The sequence below is a fragment of the Neorhizobium tomejilense genome (genome assembly GCF_964254135.1).
GTDB classification, from domain to species: Bacteria; Pseudomonadota; Alphaproteobacteria; order Rhizobiales; family Rhizobiaceae; genus Neorhizobium; species Neorhizobium tomejilense.
In genome coordinates this window covers 3,822,304-3,846,484 of sequence record NZ_CAXUSO020000001.1, presented here as the reverse complement: position 1 = coordinate 3,846,484, position 24,181 = coordinate 3,822,304, and the positions used below count along the sequence as shown (strand labels likewise).

Below are 24,181 nucleotides of genomic sequence, written 5' to 3'. Positions count from 1 at the left end.
CATCCTAGTCGTTGGGGAGCGGACTTGGGAGTAACAAGATTGTCGGGAACCCCGGCACGGAGGGAGCCATCCACCGGCGCGCCCGCCCCTGGCCGAACCATTGCACCTTGCCGTCTGCCAGAAGCTGGTCCAGCGCCCGCTGCACGGTGCGGGAACTGGCGCCAAGCGCGATCGCCAGCGCCGAACTCGACCAGGCCTCGCCGTCCGCAAGGAAGGCGAGCACCGCCGCATGCTGCTCGTCCACGGGCGGGGCCAGTACGACGACTTCGCCATCTCCAAGCGACGACAGCGCAAAACCTCTCTTCGTCGCCGTGACATTCGCCAGCGTCTGAAGCTCAAGGCGCAGCCGGCCAATTTCCACGCGCAGCCGGGCGCGATGCGATTCATCCGCGTGCCTGGCTCGAAAGGCGCGGTAGAGCAGCGTGGTTCTCGGCACGTCGCCCGGCCAAGCCTCACCCAGGGCGCGGGCGAGCGCGAACAATATCGGCCGCGACGAGAGCGCTACCTGCGTGTCGCCGATCCGCACGACGTTGCGGCATGCATCCACCACGAGCGCGCCCGAGGCGAGGACCGTTTCGACCTCCTCCAGCAGGATCGGACGTTCGATTCCCCGCGCCACCAGCCGCGCCGCAGGCGTTTCCAGGACCAGCGCCGAGCTTTCGACCTCTGCGGTCAGCGGGGGAATGTCGGCTTCCCGTGCCGCCTGTCCTGCGCGCGCAAGCGCGGCGCGGGCCGCCTTTATCCGCAAGCGCCGGAGCGCGACGCCTGCGACGACCAGTTCATACGCAGCTCTCGATGCGGGCGGAAGCGGAGGCGGATCGAAGGCGGCGAGCTTCCGCTCGGCCTCGTCGAGGCGGCCGATCAGCAGGAGGCGCCGGACCTCCAGAGTGAACGCATGTGCGGCATTTACCCTGTCGCCATGCGCTTCGAGTGTTGCCCGCGCGGCGTCGAGGGCCTTTACCGGCCAGGCAAGATCGCGGGAGACGAGCGCGATCTCCGCCTCGGCAACAACACATCTTGCGCGCGCCATCGTCTCCTTGGGGCCGAACGCACGAGTGGCGCGCTTGAGCAGGGCCTTTGCGCGGACGAGATCGCCGAGCTGCGCCATGGCGATGCCTCTGAGGGCGAGCGCAGCCGCATCGTCGCGCAGGGCCACCCGTTTCAAGGCGCCAAGCGGATCACCGGAGGCGAGCGCACGCGCCGCGGCGGTGATCAGCGAGTCCATCGGAATCCCGTCACACTTGTCACTCTCACCATTCGATATCCGGCCCTAGTCTATCCCTCGACCATCAAGCTGCATTCCAACAAACAGGAGGTTGATATGCAAAATCAAGTTGTTTCGCCGGAAGAATGGTTGAAGGCTCGCCTTGATCTGCTCGCTGCGGAGAAGGAATTCACGCGTCAGCGGGATGCGCTGACCCGCCGCCGGATGGCGATGCCCTGGGAAAGGGTCAAAAAACCCTATCGGTTCGAGGGACCGGATGGCGAGCTTTCGCTGGCGGATCTTTTCGACGGCCGCTCGCAACTAATCGTCTATCATTTCATGTTCGGCCCCGATTGGGAGGAGGCATGCAAGTCATGCTCCTTCTGGGCCGATAATTTCAACGGCATCCCGGTTCATCTCAACCACCGCGACGTGACGTTCGTCGCCATCTCGCGGGCTCCGCTTGCCAAGCTCGACGCCTACAAGAAACGCATGGGTTGGAACTTCCCGTGGTTCTCTTCACATGGCAGCGATTTCAATTTCGACTATCAGGTGTCGGTGAGGCCGGAAGATCTCCCCAAGGGCGTGGCCTATTACAATTACAAGGTCCAGCCGAGCAACGCATCCGAAGAAGTGGGCATCAGCGTCTTCTACCGGGATGAGAGCGGCGAGGTGTTCCACACCTATTCCTGTTACTCGCGCGGCGTCGACATGCTCAACGGCGCCTACCATTTTCTGGATCTCGTGCCGAAAGGCCGCGATGAGGACGACCTCGATTACCCGATGGCGTGGGTGCGCCGGCACGATCAGTACTGAGGCAGGCCTCGGAAGAACAGACAGGGTTCGATCGGAACCAGAACCGGCCATCGAGGACCTGTCCGGACAATAGAACTTTCTGACACACCGGCATTTCCGGGCAGCGCGGTCAACATCGTTGACGCGATGGCTGGCTGCCGGGTGCCGCAAACGGAGACGAACATGACCAATATTCAATATCGATGGGTAATCGTGGCGGCCGGCGGCCTGCTTGGCTGCCTCGCCATCGGAGCGATGTTTTCCCTGCCCGTTTTCCTCCTGCCCATCGCGCGCGACACCGGATGGTCGGTCACCGGCGTCTCGAGCGCTATGACCATAGGATTTGTCGCGATGGCATTCGCCAGCATCGCATGGGGCAGCCTGTTCGATCGGTGGGGACCGCGTCCCATCGTTTTTGCCGGCTCTGTCCTGCTTGCCGCCAGCCTCGCTTCGGCAAGCCTGACGACATCGCTGGTGGGCTTCCAGCTCATCTTCGGGCTTGCCGTCGGCACCGCGATCGCGGCAATCTTCGCACCGATGATGGCCTGCGTCACCGGCTGGTTCGACGCGCATCGAAGCCTCGCGGTCTCGCTGGTTTCAGCCGGCATGGGCATGGCGCCGATGACCATGTCGCCTCTCGCGGCATGGCTCGTGTCGATCTACAACTGGAGAACATCCCTGCAGATCATCGCCATACTCGTGGCCGTCGTGATGATCCCGGTTTCTTTCCTCGTCAGGCGTGCCCCGGCTCCGAAAGAAAGCGATGCCGCTGCCCCCGCCGACGGCGAACTTCAGTCGTCCATGTCGACGGCGCAGGTGTTGAGATCGCCCCAGTTCATCATCCTGCTGCTTACCAATTTCTTCTGCTGCGCCACCCATTCGGGCCCGATCTTCCACACCGTGAGCTATGCGGTGACCTGCGGCATTCCGATGATAGCGGCCGTTTCGATCTATAGTATCGAAGGACTGGCGGGCATGGGCGGGCGTGTCGTCTTCGGCATTCTTGGAGACCGGTTCGGCGCCAAGCAGGTTCTCGTTCTCGGCCTGCTGGTCCAGGCTTTCGGGGCGCTGGCCTATGTTTTCGCGCAGGGCCTCGGATCGTTTTATACGGTCGCTGCCCTGTTCGGCTTCATCTATGCCGGCGTCATGCCGCTCTACGCGGTGATCGCCCGTGAGAATTTCCCGATGCGGATGATGGGCACCGTGATCGGCGGAACGGCAATGGCCGGCGGTCTGGGCATGGCAACCGGCCCCCTGGCCGGAGGACTGATCTACGACACGCTTGCCAGCTACACATGGCTCTATGTCGGCTCCTGGGGTATCGGGATCGGCGCCTTCCTGATCGCCTTGACCTTCAAGCCTTTTCCGAAGGGTCGACAGGCGGTGCCGGCCCTCGACGCCGCCTGATGCCCCGGCGAGCAGCAGTGATCCCGACGAGGCAAAGGCCGCGCGGGATATCGGCTGCGAGGAGATGGAAGACCCTTTGCGACGAAGGCGCCTTGTTTTTTGCGATCAGCGTTCTCTATAGATGAGGACGGCGAGGTTTTTTCCGAATGCAAAGCAATGAGATCGCGGCCTTGGTCAATCGCGTGGCGATGGGTGATCGCAAAGCGTTCGCGTCGTTGTATAATGCGACGAGCCCGAAACTATTTTCGATCTGCCTGCGTATCTTGAAAGACAGGGCCGACGCGGAAGAGGCGCTCCAGGAAATCTATGTCAGGGTCTGGCAGCGCTCCAGGACTTTTGCCGTGGATACCGGTTCGCCCCTTGCCTGGTTGGCGGCGATCGCGCGCAACCACGCGATCGACATCCTCCGGGCCAGGAAGCCTGTCACAGAGGACCTTGACGATGCCTACGACCTTGCCGACGACGGCACGCTCGACCCCGAACAGCAGGTGGCCAATGCGGATGAAGGCCGTCGCATCGACAGGTGCATGGAGGAGCTCGACTCTGCGCATGCGCGTGCGGTTCGACGTGCCTATGTGGAAGGTTTGAGTTATCTTGAACTGGCGGAAGATTTGAAGGTGCCGTTGAATACGGTGCGCACGTGGCTGCGCCGGAGCCTTCTGAAATTGAGAGAGTGCATGGAGCGATGACGTCGGGCGAACAAAGTCAGGGCAGGCGGCCGCAGGACGAGATCCTGGCCGGCGAGTATGTGCTCGGCGTCCTGTCGCTCGAGGCCCGCCGCGCCGTGGAGCAGCGGATCGCCAATGACCGCGCTTTTGCCCGGATAGTCGAGCGATGGCAGGCGGACCTTGCCTCATTCAACGAAGACTACGAGGACGTGGCGCCGAATCCTGCGATTCTCGGCCGGATCGAAACGCGGCTCTTCGGCCCCGCCCGGGCTGCTCCATCCTCATGGGGTCTGTGGAATTCCGCGCTGTTCTGGCGACGGCTCTCATTCGCCACGACGGCGGTTGCGGTGGTTGCCGTCGTCTATGCGTCGGGTGTGATCCAAGGGCCGCAGGGATCCGCGCCTCTGGTGGCGGAATTGTCCTCGACCGATAGCCAGATCAACCTGCTTGCCTCCTACGATGCCGGAAACGGGCGTTTGCGGATCGTACCGGTCGCGGCCGGCGGACGCGAAGAGAAGTCGCTGGAGCTCTGGCTGGTGCCCGGAAGCGGCGACCCGCGGTCTCTCGGCGTCTTTGAGCCGGATCAGGCAGGAGAGCTCGTGATACCTGCCGATCTGCGTCGCAACATGACCGAGGGCGCGACGCTTGCCGTCAGCCTCGAACCGTTCGGTGGCTCGCCGACCGGTCTGCCGACCGGTCCGGTGGTGGCAAGCGGCGCTACCCGCAGGCCTTGACGCCGAAGCTGAAGGTCACGCCGTAGTCTCGCCGATATCCCAATAGAGCCCGGCCATCATCGCAAGCCCCTCGCGGACGATCGAGATCGGCAGGTGTTCGTTCGGCGCGTGCTGCAGGCAGCCCGGATAGGAATGCGGGATCCAGATGGTCGGGAGGCCGAGCAGATCCGAGAAAATGTTGTTCGGCAGCGAGCCGCCCAGATTGGGCAGGATCGCCGGTGGCGCGCCGACGGTTTTTTCAATCGAAGCGGCAACGCGTCGGACCCATGGATGATCGGGATCGAGACGGCTGGCGGGGAAAATCGCGTCCGTCGGATCCTTGACCACGACGCGGTCGTAACCTGCGTCCTTCAATGCTTTGCGGACGGCCGGGACGACGGCATCCGGATCGACGCCGACCGGGAAGCGAAGCTGCATGCGGGCCCGGGCCTTTGGCGGGATGGCGTAGAGCGGCTGGGCGAGGTTACCGCATTCCATCTCCATCACCTCGAAGGAACTCCAGGCAAACACCTTCTCTTCCGGCGTCAGGCCGGGCTCGCCCCACCAGGGCTCGATCGGCGGATCGCCGGCGGCGGGCGTGATGTGGCAATGCTTCAGTGCTGCACGGACGTTTTCCGGGATCGAACCCGGTGTCATCTCGGGCACCTTGATCTGGCCGGTGCGACCGACCAGCGCGGTGATCGCGTGGCAGAGTTCTATGCCCGGGTTGGAGAGGATGCCGCCCCAGTTGCCGGAATGCTGAAAACTTTCGCGGGCATCGATCTCCAGATGGAAGGACATGCCGCCGCGGGCGCCGAGGAAGATGGTCGGGCGGTCGAGCGCGAGGCGCGGGCCGTCCGAGGCGATGAAGACGTCCGCCTTCAGCTCGTCCCGATGCGCCGCGCACATTTCCTCCAGTCCCAGCGATCCGGACTCTTCGCCCATCTCGATCAGGTATTTGAGGTTGAAGCCGAGCGAACCCTTTGTCGCGAGCAGCGCCTCGACCGCGGCGAGATTCACCGCGTGCTGGCCCTTGTTGTCCGCGGTACCGCGGCCATACCAGGCGCCGTTCCTCTCGGTCATCTCGAAGGGCGAGAGACCCGTCTCCCATTGGCCGTCAAGCCCGGCGACGACATCGCCATGGCCGTATTGCAGGACGGTGGTGAAGTTCGGGTCTTCGATACGTTCGGCAAGCAGAAACGGGCCAGGTGCCGAATCGTTCTCGTAGATTTTGGTGGTGAAGCCGAGCCGCTCGAAAAAGGGCTGCATGTCCTCGGTGACATAACGCCAGAGGTCCGGCTTGTTGGCCGCGACGCGGCTCGCGGACGGGATCGCCACGCGCCGGCGCAAGGTTTCTTCGAAGGAGCCGTCATCGAGATAGCCGACGGCGTTGTCTATCGTTGCTTGGCGGGAGACGGTCGTCATGGAGCATCCTTGAAATTCAGGCCATCTTGACCTGTGCGGCTGGCGGAAAGACCGTCGCGTTCGACAGATCAAGATCGAAATGACAGCGGAACATGCCGCCGCTCTCGGTCGCTTTCTGCGGCGGCGAGGTGTTGCGACATATCTCCTGCGCGAAGGGACAGCGGGTGTGGAAACGGCAGCCGGAGGGCGGGAAGGCCGGGTTCGGCAGCTCGCCGGCAATCGGGTGCAGCGAGCGGTCGCTGGTATCCATGTCCGGCGCGGCATCGATCAGCAGGCGGGTATAGGGATGGCGCGGCTTGCGGAACAGCTCATCCGACGTCGCCTCCTCGACCAGTTCGCCGAGATACATGACGCCGATCCGGTCGGCCATGATGCGTACGACCGAGAGATTGTGAGTAATGAACAGGCTGGTGAGATGGAGGTTCTCCTGCAGGTCGCGTAGCAGATTGAGAATCTGCGCCTGCACCGAAACGTCGAGCGCCGAAGTCGGTTCGTCGAGAACCAGGAAGTCCGGTTCTCCGGCAAGCGCCCGGGCGATGCAGATACGCTGCCGTTGGCCGCCTGAAAATTCCTGCGGGTATTTTTCCGCGTCCGCTGCGGAAAGGCCAACCTGGACCAGCAGTTCGTCGACGCGGGCGCGGATCGCGGCGCGGCCCTGGCGGAGCTTATGCACCCGGATGGGCTCCGCGATGATGTCCTCGATCGTCCAGCGACCATTGAGTGAGGAATAGGGATCCTGGAAGATCATCTGCAGGCGCGGCTTGTTGCCGGATGCATTCGGCGGAAAGCTGATCTCGCCGGATGTGGGCGCCATCAGGCCGGAAACGAGGCGTGCAAGCGTGGACTTGCCGCAGCCGCTTTCGCCGACCAGGCCCATGGTCTCGCCATGGCGGACGGTGAGGCTGACGTCGCTGACGGCCTTCGTGCCGCCGCTCTCGCTCTTCTTCAGCCGTTCGATAAGGCTCTGGTTGCGGCGGTAGACCTTGCTGACGTGATTGAGGACGAGGAATTCGGAAGCGCTCATGCGGGCACCCTTTCCAGCGGGTGGAAACAGGAAAAGGCGGAGCTTTCCTGGCTGTAGAGCGGCGGTATTGTCGCGCGACAGTCACCCTCCGCCCTGAAACAGCGCGGGTTGAAGGCGCAGCCGGGTGGGACCGCACCAAGGCCCGGCATGGCACCGGGGATCTGGTCGAGCCGCATCTCGCCCGTCGCCGACGGCATCGGCGTCGCGCGGATCAGGCCGCGCGTATAGGGATGTTTCGGGGCATTGAACAACTCGCCGACCGGGCCGATCTCGGCGACGCGACCGGCATAAAGCACCGCGACGCGATCGGCCATCTTGGCGATGACGCCAAGGTCGTGGGTGATCAGCATCATGCTGACATTGCTTTCGCGGTGCAGGTCGCGCAGCAGTTCGAGGATATGGGCCTGGACGGAGACATCTAGGGCGGTGGTGGGCTCGTCGGCGATAACCAGAACCGGATCGGCGCAGAGTGCCAGAGCGATTACCACGCGCTGCCGCATGCCGCCGGAAAGCTGGTGCGGGAAACGCTTGAACTGGACGTCCGGATTGGGCAGGCCGACGCGGTCGAGCCAGTCGAGCGCCCTCTTTTTCGTCTGGTTGCCGCCAAGCTTCAGATGCGCCTGGATGGTGTCGCAGAGCTGCTGGCCGATTGATATGACCGGGTTGAGGCTGGTCATCGGGTCCTGGAAAACGAAACCGATCCGGCCGCCGCGCACGCCGCGCATCGCTTTTGGGGAAAGCTGGTCGAGACGGGTGCCGGCAAGGGTGATGGTGCCGCCGGTGCGCTTCAGGGGCGGCACGAGAAGGTCGATGATCGCAGCGCCGGTGATCGACTTGCCGGCACCGGATTCTCCGACGATGCCGAGCACTTCGCCGGGATTGACGAAAAAGGAGACCTTGTCGAGCGCGGTGACCAACCGTCCGTCGCGGTTGATGGTGACGGTGAGGTCGCGGACGTCGAGGAGTGGAGCGGTTGCGTTGATCATGAGCGGCCCCGCAGGCGCGGATTGTAGACGTCGCGCAGGTGGTCGCCGAGGATGTTCACCGAAACGACGAAGAGGACGAGGATCAGGCAGGGCCAGACCGAGATCCACCATTCGCCCGACTGCAGGAAATTGTTGCCGTTGCGGATCAGCGTGCCGAGCGACGGCGAGGTGACCGGAATGCCGATGCCGAGGAAGCTCAAGGTCGCCTCGGTGATGATGGCGATGCCGAGATTGATTGTGGCGATGACCAGGACCGGGGCCATGACGTTAGGCAGGATATGCAGGACGATGATCGCGACATTGCTGCGGCCGGTGATGCGGGCGGCCGAGACATAATCCTGATCGCGCTCGATCATCACGGAAGAGCGGATGGTGCGGGCATACTGGACCCAGAATGCGATGCCGATCGACATCACGACGATCGCGATCGCGGTGCCGACGCTGCGCTCGGTGCCGAGTGCTGCACGGGCCGCGCCGTCGATGATCATCGCGAGCAGCAGGGCGGGATAGGCAAGCTGCACGTCCGCGACGCGCATGATGAAGGCATCCACCTTGCCGCCGACGAAACCGGCGATCAGGCCGAGGCTGCCGCCGAGGACGAGGCCGATGGTGACTGACAGGAAGCCGACGATGATCGAGGTGCGCATGCCATAGGCCATCGCCGTGATCAGGTTGCGGCCCTGATCATCGGTGCCGAGCGGGAAATCCGGAGAACCGTCCGCCATCCACGCCGGCGGAATGAAACTGTCCAGCACCGACATGCCGGAGAATTCGAACGGGTTCAGCGAGAACAGTGGCACGACGAAGGCGTAGACCAGCAGCGCGAAGATCACCATCGCACAGAAAGTGGCGCCCTGCGCCTTGCCCATGGCGCGCAGAAGCTTGGCGCCTCTGCTGCGGCGAGCCGGGCCGGCTGCCGGGGTGTTGACGACTGGCGTCATGATTGCCTCCTCAACACACGGGCGTCGATCAGCGGATAAAGCAGTTCGACGATCAGATTGATGACCATGAAGACCAGCCCGACGAAGATGAGATAGATGGCGATGACCGGAATGTCGGCACCCTGAATCGATTGCAGGAACAGCGAGCCGAGGCCCGGCCAGGCGAAGACGTTTTCGGTGACCACCGAGAAGGCGATGATGTTGCCGAGTTGCAGGCCAAGCATAGTGATGACCGGCAGCAGCGTGTTCTTGATGGCGTAGACATACCAGATGCGCGCTTCCGACAGGCCGCGGGCGCGGGCAAAGCGAATGTGCTCGCTCTGGCCGACCTCCATCAGCTGGGTGCGCAGCATGCGGATGATGAAGGCAACCTGGAAGGTGGAAAGCGTCGCTGCCGGCAGGAGGATCGCCCGCCAGCCGGAGACGGTGAGGAGCCCGGTCTTCCAGAAGCCGAGATCGACCACGGTGCCGCGCCCGAACGACGGGAGCAGGCCGAGCTGGACGGAAAACACCGCGATCAGCAGGATGCCCACGACGAAGTTCGGAAGCGTGATGCCGGCGGTCGAGATCAGCATGATGAAGCGGCCGAACAGCGAATTCGGGTTGACGCCGCAATAAATGCCGGCCGGCACGCCGACCACGATCGTAATCAGCAGGCTGACGAAGGCGAGCTCGACGGTGGCGGGCAGGCGTTCGGCGATCAGGTTGGCGACCGGGTCCTGGGTGCGATAGGAAAAGCCGAAATCGCCCTGCAGCATGTTGCCGATGAAATGCAGGAAGCGCGTCCAGAGTGGCTGGTCGAGGCCGAGCTTGGCGATCAGTTCCAGCCGCTCGTTGACGGTCGCGTCTGCGGAGAGGAGCGCCGCCAGTGGGTCGCCGATATTGGCGACCAGCAGGAAGGCGATGAAGCTGATCACCAGCAGGACGATGATCGTCTGCACGATCCGTGACGCGGCATAATTCAGCACGACAAATTCCTTAGCAGCAGCTATCCCCGAGCCGGTCGAGGAAGACGGCGCATTTCTCGAGCTCGGAAATCGCAACCGATTCGTCCGGCTGATGAGCGTCGGCGATATCGCCCGGACCGATGACGACCGAGGGGACACCGGCGATCTGGAAGATGCCCGCTTCCGTGCCATAGGAAACATAGCGGGGTTCGGTGCGGCCGAGAAGCGCCAACAGTTCCGCATCGAGCGTCGGGTCGTTATTGGGCTTGAGGCCCGGGATACTGGCCTGGACGTCGAAGACGATGCCGCAGGACGGATCGATCGCCTTCATGGCCGGTTCGAGCCTTTCGGCCGCAAAACGCTTCATGTGGTCCAGAACCTCATAGGTGTTCTGACCCGGGATGAGGCGCATTTCCCAGAAGAACTCGCAGTTTTCCGAGACGATATTGCCGTGCAGGCCGCCCCTGATGACGGTGACCTGAGTGGTCGAATAGGGCGGGTCGAGCCCTTCGAACTGCGGGCCGTTGCGCATGTCCTCGCGGATGCGGTTGATTTCGGCGATCATGTCGCCGGCGACCATGACGGCGTTGACATAGCGATCCGGCTGGGAGGAATGGCCGGGCTTGCCCTTGATGCGGCACCAGCCGATCAGGCCGCCCTTGTGGGCTGCGATCATGTCCATGCTGGTGGCTTCGCCGATGACCGCAAGCCGCGGCTTCAGGTCGCTCTGGCCCACCCATTCGGCCATCGAGCCGACGCCGGTGCAGCCGACCTCCTCGTCATAGGAAAAGGCGAGGTGGATGGGCTTCTTGAGGTTCTTGGCGGCAATGCCCGGCACGGCTGCCAGACAGCAGGCGAGAAAGCCCTTCATGTCGGTCGCGCCGCGACCGACCAGGCGGCCGTTGGTCTCCCGCAGCGTCCAGGGATCGCCGGTCCAGGCCTGGCCTTCGGTTGGCACCACATCCGTATGGCCGCTGAAGATGATGCCGCCGGGCGCTTCCGGGCCGATCGTGATCAGCACGTTTGCCTTGTCACCCTCGGGATTGGCAAAGCGCCGGACGCGCCCGCCGAAGGGGGCGGTCTGGGCTTCGACGTATTCGATCAGGTCGAGGTTGGAAACGGCGCTGACCGTGGGATAAGACACGAGGCTGGCGAGCTGCCTCGTTATATCGGATGCAATGGTCATTACTTCACCGTGAAATAACGCAGCGGATAGGCAAGGTCGGCCGGCTGGACGACGGTGACGTTGTCCTTGACGCCCCAGAGAATGTTCAACTGGTGGAGCGGAATGAAGGCGGCATCTGCCTTCATGAGCTTGAAGGCCTGGGTGATATAGCCGGTGCGCTTGGCCTGGTCGGTCTCCTTGCCGATCAGGTCGATCAGCTTGTCGACTTCCGGATTGGAGTAGCCGCCGATGTTGAAGGCGCCGAGGCCGCTCTTGGGATCGCGGGTGGCGGCGATCGAGGTCAGGAAGATGTGTGCGTCATAGGTGGCTGGCGAATAACCGAGCATCGCCATGCTGGTATTGTATTCCGGCGGGTTGACCTGGGTCGCCCACTTGGCGGTCGGCTGGGCGCGTGGATCGACCTTGATATTGATGCGGGCGAGCGAGGCGGCGACCGCAAGGCAGGTCGCTTCGTCGTTCATGAAACGGTCGCTGGTGCAATCGAGCGTGACGGAGAAGCCATTTTCGTAGCCGGCTTCCTTCATCAACGCCTTGGCCTTGTCGACGTCGGGCTTTACCGGCGCGCCGAGGGCCGCATCGAAACCGTTGACTTCCTTGCCGATCGGCAGGCCGACCGGGACAGAGAAGTTGCGCATGATACGCTTCTGGATCGCGCCGGTATCGATCGCCAGTTCCATGGCCTGGCGGACCTTCAGGTCCTTAAAGGGGTTCTTGGTCTTTTCGCTGCCGAAGATCAGGCTGTCGCGAGCGACGTCGGGCTGGATGTAGATGGTGCGAAGGTCGGGACCCGCCTGCATGTGCAGTTTTGCATCGTTCTCGATGCGCTCGGCATCCTGCGGCGGCACGCCGTCGATCATGTCGACTTCGCCGGAGATGAGGGCGGATACGCGGGTCGACGGGTTGGGGATCACGAAGAACGTCGCGTTGTCGACATTGCCGGTCTTCTTGTCCCACCAGCCCGGGTTCGGCGCAAAGACCGTCTTCACGCCCGGATCCCGCTCCTTGATGACGTAGGGGCCGGTGCCCATGGCATTGCGGTTGGCAAAGGTCTCGGTGGCGTTGTTGGCGGCGCCCGGCTGCACGGTGTTGTTCGCCTCGGCCCATTCCTTGTCCATGATGTACCAGTTGGTGATCTGGTTCGGCAGGATCGGATTGATGGCGCGGGTCTTGATGCGGATCTTGTAATCGTCGATCTTCTCGATCGAAGCGATCGAATTGAGGTTTGCCTTGATGCCGCCGGCCTGGCCGCGAGTCAGCGAGAAGATGACGTCATCGGCATTGAAGGCATTGCCGTTCGAAAATTTCACATCCTTGCGAAGGTTGAATTCCCACGTCGTGCCGTCGATCTGCTTCCAGTCGGTCGCAAGTGCCGCCTCGATCTTCTGCTCGGCGTTACGGCGCACAAGCGGTTCGTAGACATTGGCAAGAACGGCGAAGATAAGCGTGTTCGAAACCGCATGGGGATCGAGCGTATAGGCATCGAGCGGGCCGGCGAACTTGAAATCCGCTGCCTGGGCCATGCTTCCAAGCGGAGCGACAATCGCGGCTGCAGCGATGGTGCCCAGCAGCATATTACGTTTGAATGCAGAAAACGGGAAAGGCATCATGATCTCCTAAGCGCGCCACGTGACAGTCGGAATACGGGACAACGATGCGGAAGATATTTTATAGTTAAAATATCTCAACGGAGTGAGCTCTGTAATTGCGAGCATGCAGCGTTCCCTGTCGTTGTTTGGAGATGCCTACTTGAGAGGCTTGGGCAAACAATAGGCGAATTAGGGAAACATGCAAGCATGTTTGATCAAATGAGCGTAACTCTTTTGGATGGGTAAAACACGGGCACGTGAAAGCGTTTCCGCAGCCTTTAGCGGATCAAGATACTGCAGATATTTCAGCCCGTTAGATCATAAACGCCACCTGGCGGCGCTCAAGTCCTGGCAAACATCGGGCCGCCCTTGTGAGCCGGGAAGCCGTAGCCATTGATCATCACCAGGTCGATATCGCTGGCTCGCGCGGCGATCCCTTCCGCCAGCAATGCCTCGCCTTCCAGAGCCATCGCGGCAAGCATCCTTTCGACAATCTCTCCCTTCGAGAATGCGCGTGGGGCGATGCTCTTTTTGGCCCGAGCGGCTTCTATGATTGCGGTGACCTCCGGGTCGATGGTGCGCTTGCCATCCGGATAAGCGTACCAGCCGCGGCCGGTTTTCTGGCCCAGGCGACCCGCCTCGCACAGCGTATCGGCAATTTCGACGTAGCGCGCCGAGGGATCGCGGGTGGCCGCCTGCCGCCTGCGGCGGGCCCAGGCGATTTCGAGGCCGGCCATGTCGTAGACGGCGAACAGGCCCATGGGAAAACCGTAGTCTTCCAGCGCAGCATCGACCTCGTGCGGCAGGGCGCCGTCTTCCAGCAGGAATTCGGCTTCGCGGCGATAGGCGGAAAAGATGCGGTTGCCGATGAAGCCTTCGGTGACGCCGGTGACGACCGGCAGCTTGCGCAGTTTCTTGGCGACCGCCAGCCCCGTGGCCAGCACGTCCGGCGTTGTCTTGGCGCAACGCACGACTTCGATTAGGCGCATCACATGGGCGGGCGAAAAGAAATGCAGGCCAAGCACCCGTTCCGGGTGGGCGGTCGCGGCGGCGATCTCGTCCGGGTTCAGGTAGCTGGTATTGGTCGCCAGCACGGCATCGGAGCGGACGACCTTGTCGAGACGCTGGAAGAGCTCGGTCTTGACCGCGAGATCGTCGAACACGGCTTCGACGACGAGATCGCAGGGAGCGAGATCGATATCTTCCGCGGTCACGGAAAGCCGCGCCTTCTGGGCTTCGAAGCCGGCCTGGTCGAGGCGGCCCGAGGCAACATTGCGTTCCAGCAGGCCGATGATGCGCTGGCGGCCCTTTTCAGCGGCTTCCGACGTTTGATCGAGGCCGATCACTGAATAACCGGCGCCAAGAGCGGCGACGGCGATGCCGCTGCCCATCAGGCCAAGGCCGCAGATGCCGATCGTCTCGACGGGGCGAGGTTTGACGCCTTCCAGGCCCTCGACCTTCGAGGATTCCCGCTCGGCGAAGAAGACATGGCGCAGCGCCGCAGCCTCTCGGCTGTCGCGCAGTGCCAGGAAGGTGGCGCGTTCGTCCGCCAGACCTTCGGCAAGCGGGCGACCGGACGCGGTGACAAGCCGGACAGCTTCAGCGGGTGCCCTCTGGCCGCGCGCCCTGGCGAGGATCTTGGCCGAGGCTTTTTCAATGTCGGCCGGATCGGCAGCGGCGACATTCAGCTCGCCCGTGCGGCGGAGAGGTTTGCCGGCGAGCGCCGATGCCGCGGATATTGCGGCCTCGACGAGATCGCCCGCGGCTACCTCGTCGATGATCCCGAGCTTCAGGGCTTCCTCGGCCTTCACCGAACGTCCGGAGGTGATCAGGTCGAGTGCTGCCGGAATGCCGATCAGGCGCGGCAGGCGTTGCGTTCCGCCGGCGCCAGGCACGATACCGAGTTTGACTTCCGGTAGGCCGACCTGTGCAGCCGGCGAGGCGATGCGATAGTGGCAGGCAAGTGCTACTTCGAGACCGCCGCCGAGTGCAGCGCCATTAAGTGCTGCGACGACCGGCTTCGACAGGCCTTCGATCGTCTCGATGACATCAGGCAAGGTCGGCTCCATGGCCGGTTTGCCGAATTCCTTGATATCGGCGCCGCCGATGAACGTCTTTCCGGCGCCGGTGACGACGACTCCGGTCACATCGCCGGCCGTTTCGGCATGGGCGAGCGCTTTCTCAAGCCCACTGCGGACATCAACAGAGGTGGCGTTGACCGGCGGATTGTCGATCGTGACGACCAGAACTCCGTTGCGGGTCATGGTTGATACCGTGGCGGAAAATTCGATCGTCTCGTTCATGATCTGCCTCAGGCCGGAATGACGGCGGTCGCCTGGATTTCGATCTTGGCGCGGTCTTCCACCAGCGCCACGACCTGCATGGCGGCCATGGCCGGAAAGTGCTTGCCGATGATTTCCCGGTAGACCTGGCCGATGCCCTTGAGGTTGCCGAGATACTCGGCCTTATCGGTGAAATACCAGGTCATGGTGGTGATATGCTCGGGCCCGGCGCCTGCCTCGGCCAGCACGGCGACGACGTTCTGCAGCGTCTGCTTGACCTGGCCGACGAAATCGTCGGTTTCGAACTGGCATTGGCCGTTCCAGCCGATCTGCCCGCCGACGAAGATCTGGCGGCCGGTGGCGGCGACGCCGTTGGCGTAACCGATCGGTTTTGCCCAGCCTTCAGGCTGCAGGATGGTGTGCATTATTCTTCTCCAAATGCTGTGTCAGCGCTGAGCGCATATCGTCGGGCCAGGGTAGGGCCTTGTGGGTTTCATTCGATGTGGCGACCAGCCGCTGCCTGGCGGTCCAGAGCAGCCGATCGCCGGCCCGCACCTCGTATTCGAGATCGGCGGAACTGTTGCCGATCCGCATTATTTTCACGGTGAAATCCATCACATCGCCGTGGTAGCCAGGGCTCTTGAACGCGACGTCCAGCGTCACGGTCGGCACGCCGATCTTGCGGCGGCTGATCATGTCCGGCCAGGGCGAGCCGATCGCGCCGAAAAATTCCTCGCAAACGCCGACCATGATGTTCAGATAGGAGGGGAAATAGGCGATGCCGGACGGATCGCAATCTCCAAAGTTCAATCGGCGGGACGTCGTATAAGCCATGATCGTCTTCAGGCCTTCAACAGTTCGCGGGCGATGATGAGCTTCTGGACCTCGGTCGCGCCTTCATAGATGCGCAGCGCCCGGATTTCCCGGTAGAGGCTCTCGGTGATCTCGCCGCTCTTCACGCCGCGGCCGCCAAAGATCTGAACCGCCCGGTCGATGACGCTTTGGGCGTTCTCCGTCGCGACCATCTTGGCCATCGCAGCCTCCTTGGTGGTCGGCAGGCCCTGCACGTCGCGGCGCCAGGCGGCCCGGTATGTCAGCAGCGCGCCGGCATCGATCTGGGCTGCCATGTCGCCGAAGGCGGCTTGCGTCAGTTGCAGGTCGGACAGGTGATTGCCGAACATCGGCCGCGCCTTGGCATAGGCGAGCGCCTCATCCAGCGCCCGCTTGGCAAAGCCGAGAGCGGCTGCGGCGACGGAGGCCCGTAAAATGTCCAGGGTCCGCATGGCGATCTTGAAGCCTTCACCCGGCGCGCCCAGCAGGCGCGAAGCCGGGATGCGGCAGTTCTCGAAGCGGATCGTCGCCAGCGGATGCGGGGCGATCACATCGATGCGCTCGGCGATCGAGAAGCCGGGATCGTCGGCGAACACCACGAAAGCGGAGATGCCGCGCGTGCCGGGCGCCTCGCCGGTGCGGACGAAAACCGTGTAGACGTCGGCGATGCCACCGTTGGAGATCCAGGTCTTTTCGCCGTCGAGGATATAGTGGTCGCCGTCCTTTCGGGCAGCGCAAGCCATGGCGGCGACATCTGAACCGGCTTCCTTTTCCGACAGTGCGAAGGCCGAAATCCATTCGCCGGACTGCGCTTTCGGCAGGACGGTTCGGCGAAGCTCCTCGGAACCGGAAAGGCCGATCGCGCCGGTGCCGAGGCCCTGCATGGCGAAGGCGAAATCGGCAAGGCCGTCATGCCAGGCGAGCGTTTCGCGGGTCAGGCAGGCAGCGCGGCTGTCGATAGCCTGGCTGCCGCCGGCGCCGGTCGCCGCGTCGAGAAGGCCGGCGTTTCCGAGCGCCTTGACGATCGCGCGGCAGGCGCCGTCCGTGTCCGAATGGTCGATATGGCTCAGCGCACCGGAGGCGGCGAAGGCGTCCAGTTTTTCGGCGAGCGCCTTGTGGCTGTCGTCGAAGAAAGGCCAGTCGAGGAAATCGCGTGCCGGTCCTTTGAGTGTCGTGGGGTTGGCCATCAGTTGCCCTCGAAGACCGGCTTGCGCTTGTCGGCAAAAGCCTCGAAGGCGCGGCGGAAATCCTTGGTCGCCATGCAGATCGCCTGGGCCTGGGCTTCGGATTCGATCATCTCTTCGATGCCCATCGCCCATTCCTGGTTCAGCATGGTCTTGGTCATCGTGTGCGAGAACCACGGACCGTCCGCCAACGAATGGGCGAGCTTGACGGCCTCGGCTTCGAGAACGTCACCAGGATGGATGGTATTGAAGAAGCCCCAGGCTTCGCCTTCGCGGGCGTTCATCGTGCGGCCGGTGAACAAAAGTTCGGCGGCGCGGCCCTGGCCGATGATGCGCGGCAGGATCCCGCAGGCGCCCATGTCGGCTCCCGCAAGGCCGACGCGGGTGAAGAGGAAGGCGGTCTTGGTTTCGGGCGTCGCCAGCCGCATGTCGGAGGCCATGGCGAGGATCGCGCCCGCGCCCATGCAGATGCCGTCGACCGCAGCCACGATCGGCTGCGGGCATTTCTTCATCGCCTTGACGAGATCGCCGGTCATGCGGGTGAAGGCGAGCAGGTCCGGCATCGCCATATGGGTCAGCGGCTCGATGATTTCGAAGACGTCGCCGCCGGAGGAGAAATTGCCGCCGGCGCCGGTCAGGACGATCGAGCGGATGTCGGAGGCGTAAACGAGATCGCGAAAAAGATCGCGCAACTCCGCATAACTTTCGAAGGTCAGCGGGTTCTTGCGCTCCGGACGATTGAGGCGAACCGTCCCGACGCGGCCGTTTTCGCTCACTTCCCAGAGGAAATGTTTCGGCTGGTAGTCGCGAAAACTGTGCTTCATTTCCTTCATCACGTCACTCATGTTCGTCTCCTCTCCTTTTCATCGCCCGTCCTTTCCGGGCGGCAGGACCTCTCCCGGGTCAGTCGTTGGCGGAGGGCGGCAGGAAATCCACCTCGTGTGCGGCGGAAACCTTCACGATCTCCTCCACGTCGGTCATTTCGTGCAGCTCTTCGAAAAGTTGTCGGAGCTTGCGGGCCGGTGATACCCAGAAGAGTGCCCGGCACGGCTTGTCGGACTTGTTGAAGTAACCGTGAGGTATGCCACGCGGCATGCGCACCAGATCTCCGGCCTTCGCCTTGACCCATTGGCCGTCGAGCTTCAGGTCAAGTTCACCCTCCTGCACGAGGATGAATTCGTCCTGGGTCGGGTGGACGTGCACAGGCACGAACTGTCCCGGCAGACTGTTGGTTTCAAAGGCGAAGGTGTCGTCGCAGACCGCCTTCGGGAAATAGACCTGGCCGAGGATATTCCAGCTGGTGCCGTTATATCCGCTACCATTCTCGGTTATGCCCTTTTCCAGTTCCATCCTGATCTCCCGGTTCTTGTTCCTTGTTCATGCCGAGGCCGACTAGCCTGCCATGACTTCTCCCCCGGCAACCGCGATTGCCTGTCCGTTGATCGCCGCCGCTCCGGGCGATGCCAGCCACAGAACGGCGTCTGCGACTTCCTCCGGTTTCACCAGCCGTCCCTGCGGATTGCTCCTGGTAAATTCCTGTTGCGCCTGCTCTTCCGTCCGTCCGGTCTTTGCGACGATCGTCTTGATCGAACGGGCGATCAGCGGCGTGTCGGTAAAGCCGGGGCAGACGGCGTTGACGGTGATGCCGGTCCTCGCAAGCTCGAGCGCCAGCGAACGGGTGAGGCCGACGACGCCATGTTTGGCGGCCACGTAGGCCGAAACATAGGCGTAGCCGGTGAGCCCCGCAGTCGAGGCGATGTTGATGATGCGGGCGCCCGCGCCAAAAGCCTTGAGATCCGGCAGCACGGCCTGGGTCACGAGGAATACGCCGGTGAGATCGACCGACATGACGCGGTTCCACATCTCCAGCGAGGTCTTTTCGAAGGGCGCGCTCGGGCCTTCGCCGGCGTTGTTGACGAGGATATCGACAGGACCGAACGCGGCTCGCGCCGTCTTCAGGCCATTGTCGATAGCCACCTCGTCGGTGACGTCGAAACCGTCTGCGACGCAGACCTTGTCCCTGCCAAGCGTTGCGGCAAGTGCCTCCAGAGGTTCGGCTCGTCGGCCGGCGAGGGTGACCAGCGCACCGGCTTCCACCAGCGCCGTCGCGATCGCCGCGCCGATGCCCGAGCCCGCACCGGTGACGAGGGCGTGACGGTCGGCAAGTCTGGCTGAGGGCGCTTCGCTCATGATGCGATCCTTATTTCGCCGCCGCCGGGCCGACAGCCGGAGGGGCAACGGCGGCCGCGGCACGGGCAAGGTTGGTCTCGTATTGCGCCTTGCCGGAATAATATTGTTTTGGCCAGGGAATATCCGTCAAGCCGATCTTGGCCGCCTCGTGAAGAACCCAGGCCGGATCGGCGAGATGCGGGCGGGCGACGGCGCAGAGATCGGCGCGGCCGGCGGCGATGATCGAATTCGCATGATCGGCCTCCGAAATCGCGCCGACGGCGATGGTCGGGATACCGATCTCGTTGCGGATCTTGTCGGAGAAGGGCGTCTGGAAGAGGCGGCCATAGACCGGCTTTTCTTCCTTCCACACCTGGCCGGACGAGCAGTCGATCAGGTCGGCACCGGCATCCTTGAACATCCGCGCGTAGATCGCCGCGTCTTCCGGCGTGTTTCCGCCTTCGAACCAGTCATGGCAGGAGAGACGCACGGAAATCGGCTTGTTTTGCGGCCAGACCGCGCGGACCGCCTTAAAGACTTCCAGCGGATAACGCGCGCGGTTTTCGTGGCCGCCGCCGTATTCGTCAGCGCGGATATTGGTGAGCGGCGAAAGGAAACTCGACAGAAGATAACCGTGGGCGCAGTGCAGCTCCAACCAGTCGGCGCCGGCTTCTGCCGCATATCGGGCCGCCCGGACGTGGTCGGCCGTCACCCGATCCATGTCGGCGCGGTCCATTTCCTTCGGAATCTGGCTGGTCTTGAGGTAGGGGAGCGCCGAAGCCGAGATCAGCGGCCAGCCACCTTCTTCGATCGGCTGGTCGATACCCTCCCAGGCGATCTTGGTCGAACCCTTGCGGCCGGCGTGTCCCAGCTGGATGCCGACCTTGGCGGCGGAATTGTCATGCACGAAGGTGACGAAGCGTTTCCAGGCGGCCGCCTGCCGCTCGTTCCAGAGGCCGAGGCAGCCGGGGGTGATGCGAGCGTCGGGCGAGACGCAGGTCATTTCCCCAAACACGAGGCCGGCGCCGCCGAGCGCACGGGAGCCGAGGTGGACCAGATGAAAATCGTCCAGCAGCCCGTCCCTGGCGGAGTACATGGCCATCGGCGACATGACGATGCGGTTCGGCAGATGGGTTTCGCGCAGCGAATAGGGCGTGAACATCGGCGGCAGGGTGCGGCCGTTGCCGGTCACCTCGATGCCGTTTTTCCTGGCGAACCAGCGCTCGTAACCTTCCAGCCATTTGGGATCGCGCAGGCGCAGGTTTTCGTGGCTGATGCGCTGCGAGCGGGTCAGCATCGAATACATGAACTGCTCCGGCTCCAGCGTATCGGCATAACGCTGGCCGACCACTTCGAACCATTCCATGGCGTTGCGGGCGGCATTCTGGATGCGGGCGACGTCGACGCGGCGGATTTCCTCGTAGGTTTCGAGGACTTCCGGGATCTTGTCCTTGGAATGGCCGAGCTTATTGAACTGGTTGCTGAGCTCGATCGCGTCGTCGATCGCGAGCTTGGTGCCGGAGCCGATCGCGAAATGGGCGGTATGGGCGGCGTCGCCCATCAGCACGACATGCGAATTGCCGTTGAAATGGCTCCACTTGCCGCAGATCAGGCGGTTGAAGTTGAGCCAGGCGCTGCCGCGCAGATGCCGGGCATTGGTCATCAGTTCGGAGCCTTCGAGGACTTCCGAGAACAGGTCCTGGCAGAAATCGATCGAGCCCTGCTGGTCCATCTGGCCGAGGCCGTGCTTTTCGTAAGCCTCTTCCGTCGTTTCGACGATGAAGGTCGAGGTCTTGTCGTCGAACTTGTAGATATGCGCCTGGAACCAGCCATGATCCGTCTTGCGGAAGTCGAAGGTGAAGGCGTCGAAGAGCTTGTTGGTGCCGAGCCAGATATAGCGGTTCGGACGCACGACGAGATCCGGCTCGAAGACCTCCGGATAACGGTTGCGGATCTTCGAGTTGAAGCCGTCCGACGCAATGATCAGGTCCGCATCCGGATAATCGACATCGCCATTGGAATCGGTTTCAAAAACAAGCTCGACGCCGAGCGCCTCGCAGCGGCGCTGCAGGATGTTCAAGAGCTTCTTGCGGCCGATGCCGACAAAGCCGTGGCCGGAGGTGCGCTGGCGCGTGCCCTTGAACAGCAGCTCGATATCGTCCCAGTGGTTGAAGGCATCCTCGATTTCGGCCGCGCTCTCCGGGTCCCACGCCTTCATCGACACCATCGTGGCGTCAGAGAAGACCACGCCCCAGCCGAATGTGTCGTAAGGCTTGTTGCGTTCGACGACGGAAATGGAATGCTCGGGATGCAGCTTCTTCATCAGGAGCGCGAAATAGAGACCGGCCGGGCCGCCACCGATACAGACGATGCGCATATCCAAGTCCTCCTGACGTTCAGTCGCTCATTATTTTAAGTTTAAACTATATGGCGTTTGATCGACCCGTCAAGCGGATTTGCGGCGGTTCCGGCAGTTTTCGTCCGGGATCGACCAAATAATATGCATCAGCATATATATTGATGGCTGTCGCTCGCCTCTCTGTCTTGCACGATGTTCGGTCACGGCAGTACTTGCTGTTCTGCCGGCATTTGTGAATTGACAAATGGCGGCTGCCGAAAATATGCTTTTGCAAATGATTATAGATTGAAGCCGACAAGGCGAAGGGGAACTGCCATGGCCGAGCGATCTTTTGCGCGCGAAGTCGAGGATCTCAAGCTTGGAGAAGGCGAGATTTTTCGTGGGGAAGGCATTCTCGCCATCACCAAGGCGCTGCTGCAATCCGGCGTTTCCTATGTCGGCGGTTACCAGGGTTCACCGATCTCGCATCTGATGGACGTATTGGCTGACGCCAAGGACATCATGGAGGATCTTGGCGTTCATTTCGAGACCTCGGCTTCTGAAGCCGCAGCGGCGGCGATGTTGTCTGCCTCGGTGATGTATCCGGTACGCGGCGCCGTGACCTGGAAATCGACGGCCGGCACCAATGTCGCCTCCGACGCGCTTTCCAACCTTTCCTCCGGCGGGGTCAACGGCGGTGCGCTGATCATTCTCGGCGAAGACTTTGGCGAAGGTTCGTCGATCATGCAGGAGCGCAGCCATGCGTTTGCGATGAAATCGCAGATGTGGCTGCTCGATCCGCGGCCGAACCTGCCGTCGATGGTCCAGGCGGTCGAGGATGGTTTCCAGCTTTCCGAAGCTTCGAATACGCCCGTCATGCTCGAAGTGCGCATCCGCGCCTGTCACGTGCATGGCCAGTTCGTTACCAAGGATAACCAGCGGCCAAAATTCACGCTGCGCCAGGCGCTCGAAAACCCGGTCCGCGACGTCAACCGCATCGTCCTGCCGCCGGCGAATTTCGGGCAGGAGAAGGACAAGCTGGAACGCCGCTGGCCGGCTGCCGTCAACTTCATCAAGGAAAGGAAGCTCAACGAGCATTTCGGGCCCGAAGAAGGCGAGATCGGCATCATCACGCTTGGCGGTCTCTACAACGGCGTCATGCGCGGCCTGCAGCAGCTGGGTCTGGCCGATGTCTACGGCAACTCGTCGGTGCCGATCTATGTGATGAACGTCGCCTACCCGACGATCGACGACGAAGTGGTCGAATTCTGTCTCGGCAAGAAGGCCGTGATCATGGTGGAAGAGGGCGCGCCGGAATATGTCGAGCAGACGCTCCATACGCTGATGCGCCGCCGTGATATCCAGACCCGCCTGCACGGCAAGGACATTCTCCCGCTCGGCGGCGAATATACCGCTCCTGTGATGATGAAGGGGTTGAAGACCTTCATCGAGATGTACGATCGCCTGCTGCTCGGCAACCAGCCGCCGGTGCCGGATCCGAGCGATGTTCTCAACGATCCCAAGGTGAAGGCGCTGGCCGAAGTCGTGCCGCAGCGTCCCGCTGGCTTCTGCACCGGCTGCCCGGAGCGACCGATCTTTGCGGCCATGAAGCTGGTCGAAAAGGAGCTCGGCGAACACCACGTCTCAGCGGATATCGGCTGCCATCTGTTCTCGATCCTGCCGCCCTTCAATATCGGCGGCACGACGATGGGTTATGGTCTCGGCCCGGCTTCCGCTTCCGCGTTCAATGTCGAGGCGGACAAGCGCTCGATCGCGGTCATGGGCGACGGCGGTTTCTGGCACAACGGCCTTGCGACCTCGGTCGGCAATGCGGTGTTCAACAAGCAGGACGGCGTCATCCTCGTCGTCGACAATTTCTATTCGGCGGCAACCGGCGGCCAGGACATCCTGTCGTCACGGGCTATCAACCCGAACCGCAAGACCAACAATTCGATCGTCAACGCGGTAAAGGGCATCGGCGCTACCTGGGTGCGCCAGATCGATCGGACCTATGACGTCGCCAAGATGCGCGACACGCTGAAGGAAGCGCTGACGAGCAAGGAGAAGGGGCCGAAGATCATCGTCGCCTCTTCCGAATGCATGCTGAACAAGCAGCGCCGGGTAAAGCCGCAGTTCAACCAGGCGGTCAAGGACGGCAAGCGGATGGTGAAGGAGCGTTTCGGGGTGGACGAGGACGTCTGCACCGGCGATCACGCCTGCATCCGGCTTTCCGGCTGCCCGTCGCTGTCGGTGAAACACACGGATGATCCGCTGAAGGACGATCCGGTCGCGGCGATCGACAACAGCTGCGTCGGCTGCGGCAATTGCGGCGAGGTTTCCGAGGCGGCCGTTCTCTGTCCTTCATTCTATCGCGCCGATGTGATCATGAATCCGACCGGCTGGGACAAGTTCCTCTCGAAATTCCGTAGCTCGGTGATCGGCTGGCTGCAGGCCCGCCGCGCTGCTGGCCGCGTCGTTTTCGCGGAGGCTTGATC

The 24,181-nt window shown here is 62.7% G+C and carries 21 protein-coding genes; 5 read left to right on the top strand and 16 right to left on the bottom strand.

All coding sequences use genetic code 11. The annotated features are described in order from the left end of the window. Nucleotides 1-4: 4 nt before the first annotated feature. Nucleotides 5-1,225: a helix-turn-helix domain-containing protein gene (locus tag ACSQ3G_RS19025; RefSeq protein WP_436111129.1), complete on the bottom strand. Its 1,221-nt coding sequence runs from the start codon at nt 1,223-1,225 to the stop codon at nt 5-7. A 96-nt stretch (nt 1,226-1,321) separates the two neighbouring features. Between ACSQ3G_RS19025 and ACSQ3G_RS19020 the strand changes: the two genes are divergently transcribed. The 4 genes from ACSQ3G_RS19020 to ACSQ3G_RS19005 all read left to right on the top strand — a co-directional run bounded on the left by ACSQ3G_RS19020 (nt 1,322) and on the right by ACSQ3G_RS19005 (nt 4,808). Continuing rightward, nucleotides 1,322-2,020 carry a DUF899 domain-containing protein gene (locus tag ACSQ3G_RS19020; protein ID WP_436111128.1) on the top strand — a complete coding sequence of 233 codons (699 nt, stop codon included), beginning with the start codon at nt 1,322-1,324 and terminating at the stop codon, nt 2,018-2,020. A 162-nt stretch (nt 2,021-2,182) separates the two neighbouring features. Further along, entirely contained in the window at nt 2,183-3,406 is a 1,224-nt protein-coding gene (locus ACSQ3G_RS19015; protein ID WP_436111127.1) for an MFS transporter, read from the top strand. 146 nt (nt 3,407-3,552) lie between these two features. Next, nucleotides 3,553-4,095, top strand: a complete 543-nt coding sequence (locus ACSQ3G_RS19010; protein WP_436111126.1) for a sigma-70 family RNA polymerase sigma factor — start codon at nt 3,553-3,555, stop codon at nt 4,093-4,095. Further along, the gene (locus tag ACSQ3G_RS19005; RefSeq protein ID WP_436111125.1) at nt 4,092-4,808 is read left to right on the top strand and encodes an anti-sigma factor; all 717 of its coding nucleotides are present in this window, start codon (nt 4,092-4,094) and stop codon (nt 4,806-4,808) included. The genes ACSQ3G_RS19010 and ACSQ3G_RS19005 overlap by 4 nt, the downstream gene beginning before the upstream one ends. Nucleotides 4,809-4,823: 15 nt before the next feature. On the opposite strand, the gene ACSQ3G_RS19000 is transcribed toward ACSQ3G_RS19005, so the two are convergent. The 15 genes from ACSQ3G_RS19000 to ACSQ3G_RS18930 form a co-directional block, all read right to left on the bottom strand. Then, on the bottom strand, nt 4,824-6,212 hold the full coding sequence (locus ACSQ3G_RS19000; RefSeq protein ID WP_436111124.1) for a M20 family metallopeptidase: 1,389 nt from the start codon (nt 6,210-6,212) through the stop codon (nt 4,824-4,826). Between the two features lie 16 nt (nt 6,213-6,228). Then, entirely contained in the window at nt 6,229-7,236 is a 1,008-nt protein-coding gene (locus ACSQ3G_RS18995; RefSeq protein WP_436111123.1) for an ABC transporter ATP-binding protein, read from the bottom strand. Next, nucleotides 7,233-8,222: an ABC transporter ATP-binding protein gene (locus ACSQ3G_RS18990; RefSeq protein WP_436111122.1), complete on the bottom strand. Its 990-nt coding sequence runs from the start codon at nt 8,220-8,222 to the stop codon at nt 7,233-7,235. The genes ACSQ3G_RS18995 and ACSQ3G_RS18990 overlap by 4 nt, the downstream gene beginning before the upstream one ends. After that, complete coding sequence (locus ACSQ3G_RS18985; protein WP_436111121.1) at nt 8,219-9,163, bottom strand: ABC transporter permease; 945 nt, start codon at nt 9,161-9,163, stop codon at nt 8,219-8,221. The genes ACSQ3G_RS18990 and ACSQ3G_RS18985 overlap by 4 nt, the downstream gene beginning before the upstream one ends. Then, on the bottom strand, nt 9,160-10,131 hold the full coding sequence (locus tag ACSQ3G_RS18980) for an ABC transporter permease (protein ID WP_046637975.1): 972 nt from the start codon (nt 10,129-10,131) through the stop codon (nt 9,160-9,162). The genes ACSQ3G_RS18985 and ACSQ3G_RS18980 overlap by 4 nt, the downstream gene beginning before the upstream one ends. A 10-nt stretch (nt 10,132-10,141) precedes the next feature. After that, nucleotides 10,142-11,296 carry an acetylornithine deacetylase gene (gene argE, locus ACSQ3G_RS18975; protein WP_436111120.1) on the bottom strand — a complete coding sequence of 385 codons (1,155 nt, stop codon included), beginning with the start codon at nt 11,294-11,296 and terminating at the stop codon, nt 10,142-10,144. After that, complete coding sequence (locus ACSQ3G_RS18970; RefSeq protein ID WP_436111119.1) at nt 11,296-12,900, bottom strand: ABC transporter substrate-binding protein; 1,605 nt, start codon at nt 12,898-12,900, stop codon at nt 11,296-11,298. The genes argE and ACSQ3G_RS18970 overlap by 1 nt, the downstream gene beginning before the upstream one ends. Before the next feature lie 323 nt (nt 12,901-13,223). After that, nucleotides 13,224-15,185 (bottom strand): 3-hydroxyacyl-CoA dehydrogenase NAD-binding domain-containing protein, encoded by a 1,962-nt coding sequence (locus ACSQ3G_RS18965; RefSeq protein ID WP_436111118.1) that lies wholly within the window; start codon nt 15,183-15,185, stop codon nt 13,224-13,226. Between the two features lie 8 nt (nt 15,186-15,193). Then, nucleotides 15,194-15,589: a RidA family protein gene (locus tag ACSQ3G_RS18960; RefSeq protein ID WP_151045073.1), complete on the bottom strand. Its 396-nt coding sequence runs from the start codon at nt 15,587-15,589 to the stop codon at nt 15,194-15,196. Next, nucleotides 15,567-15,998, bottom strand: a complete 432-nt coding sequence (locus ACSQ3G_RS18955) for an acyl-CoA thioesterase (RefSeq protein WP_436111117.1) — start codon at nt 15,996-15,998, stop codon at nt 15,567-15,569. The genes ACSQ3G_RS18960 and ACSQ3G_RS18955 overlap by 23 nt, the downstream gene beginning before the upstream one ends. 8 nt (nt 15,999-16,006) lie before the next feature. Beyond that, nucleotides 16,007-17,182, bottom strand: coding sequence for an acyl-CoA dehydrogenase family protein (locus ACSQ3G_RS18950; RefSeq protein ID WP_436111116.1), 1,176 nt, complete (start codon nt 17,180-17,182; stop codon nt 16,007-16,009). Continuing rightward, a complete protein-coding gene (locus ACSQ3G_RS18945) occupies nt 17,182-18,024 on the bottom strand; it encodes an enoyl-CoA hydratase family protein (protein WP_436111115.1) in 843 nt (280 codons plus the stop codon). The genes ACSQ3G_RS18950 and ACSQ3G_RS18945 overlap by 1 nt, the downstream gene beginning before the upstream one ends. A gap of 58 nt (nt 18,025-18,082) precedes the next feature. Next, nucleotides 18,083-18,529, bottom strand: coding sequence for a cupin domain-containing protein (locus ACSQ3G_RS18940; RefSeq protein ID WP_247038825.1), 447 nt, complete (start codon nt 18,527-18,529; stop codon nt 18,083-18,085). A gap of 42 nt (nt 18,530-18,571) precedes the next feature. Next, the gene (locus ACSQ3G_RS18935) at nt 18,572-19,369 is read right to left on the bottom strand and encodes an SDR family NAD(P)-dependent oxidoreductase (RefSeq protein WP_436111114.1); all 798 of its coding nucleotides are present in this window, start codon (nt 19,367-19,369) and stop codon (nt 18,572-18,574) included. 10 nt (nt 19,370-19,379) lie between these two features. Next, complete coding sequence (locus ACSQ3G_RS18930; protein WP_436111113.1) at nt 19,380-21,725, bottom strand: bifunctional salicylyl-CoA 5-hydroxylase/oxidoreductase; 2,346 nt, start codon at nt 21,723-21,725, stop codon at nt 19,380-19,382. 297 nt (nt 21,726-22,022) lie between these two features. On the opposite strand from ACSQ3G_RS18930, the gene ACSQ3G_RS18925 reads away from it, so the two are divergent. Then, complete coding sequence (locus ACSQ3G_RS18925) at nt 22,023-24,179, top strand: thiamine pyrophosphate-dependent enzyme (protein WP_436111112.1); 2,157 nt, start codon at nt 22,023-22,025, stop codon at nt 24,177-24,179. Nucleotides 24,180-24,181 lie beyond the last annotated feature (2 nt).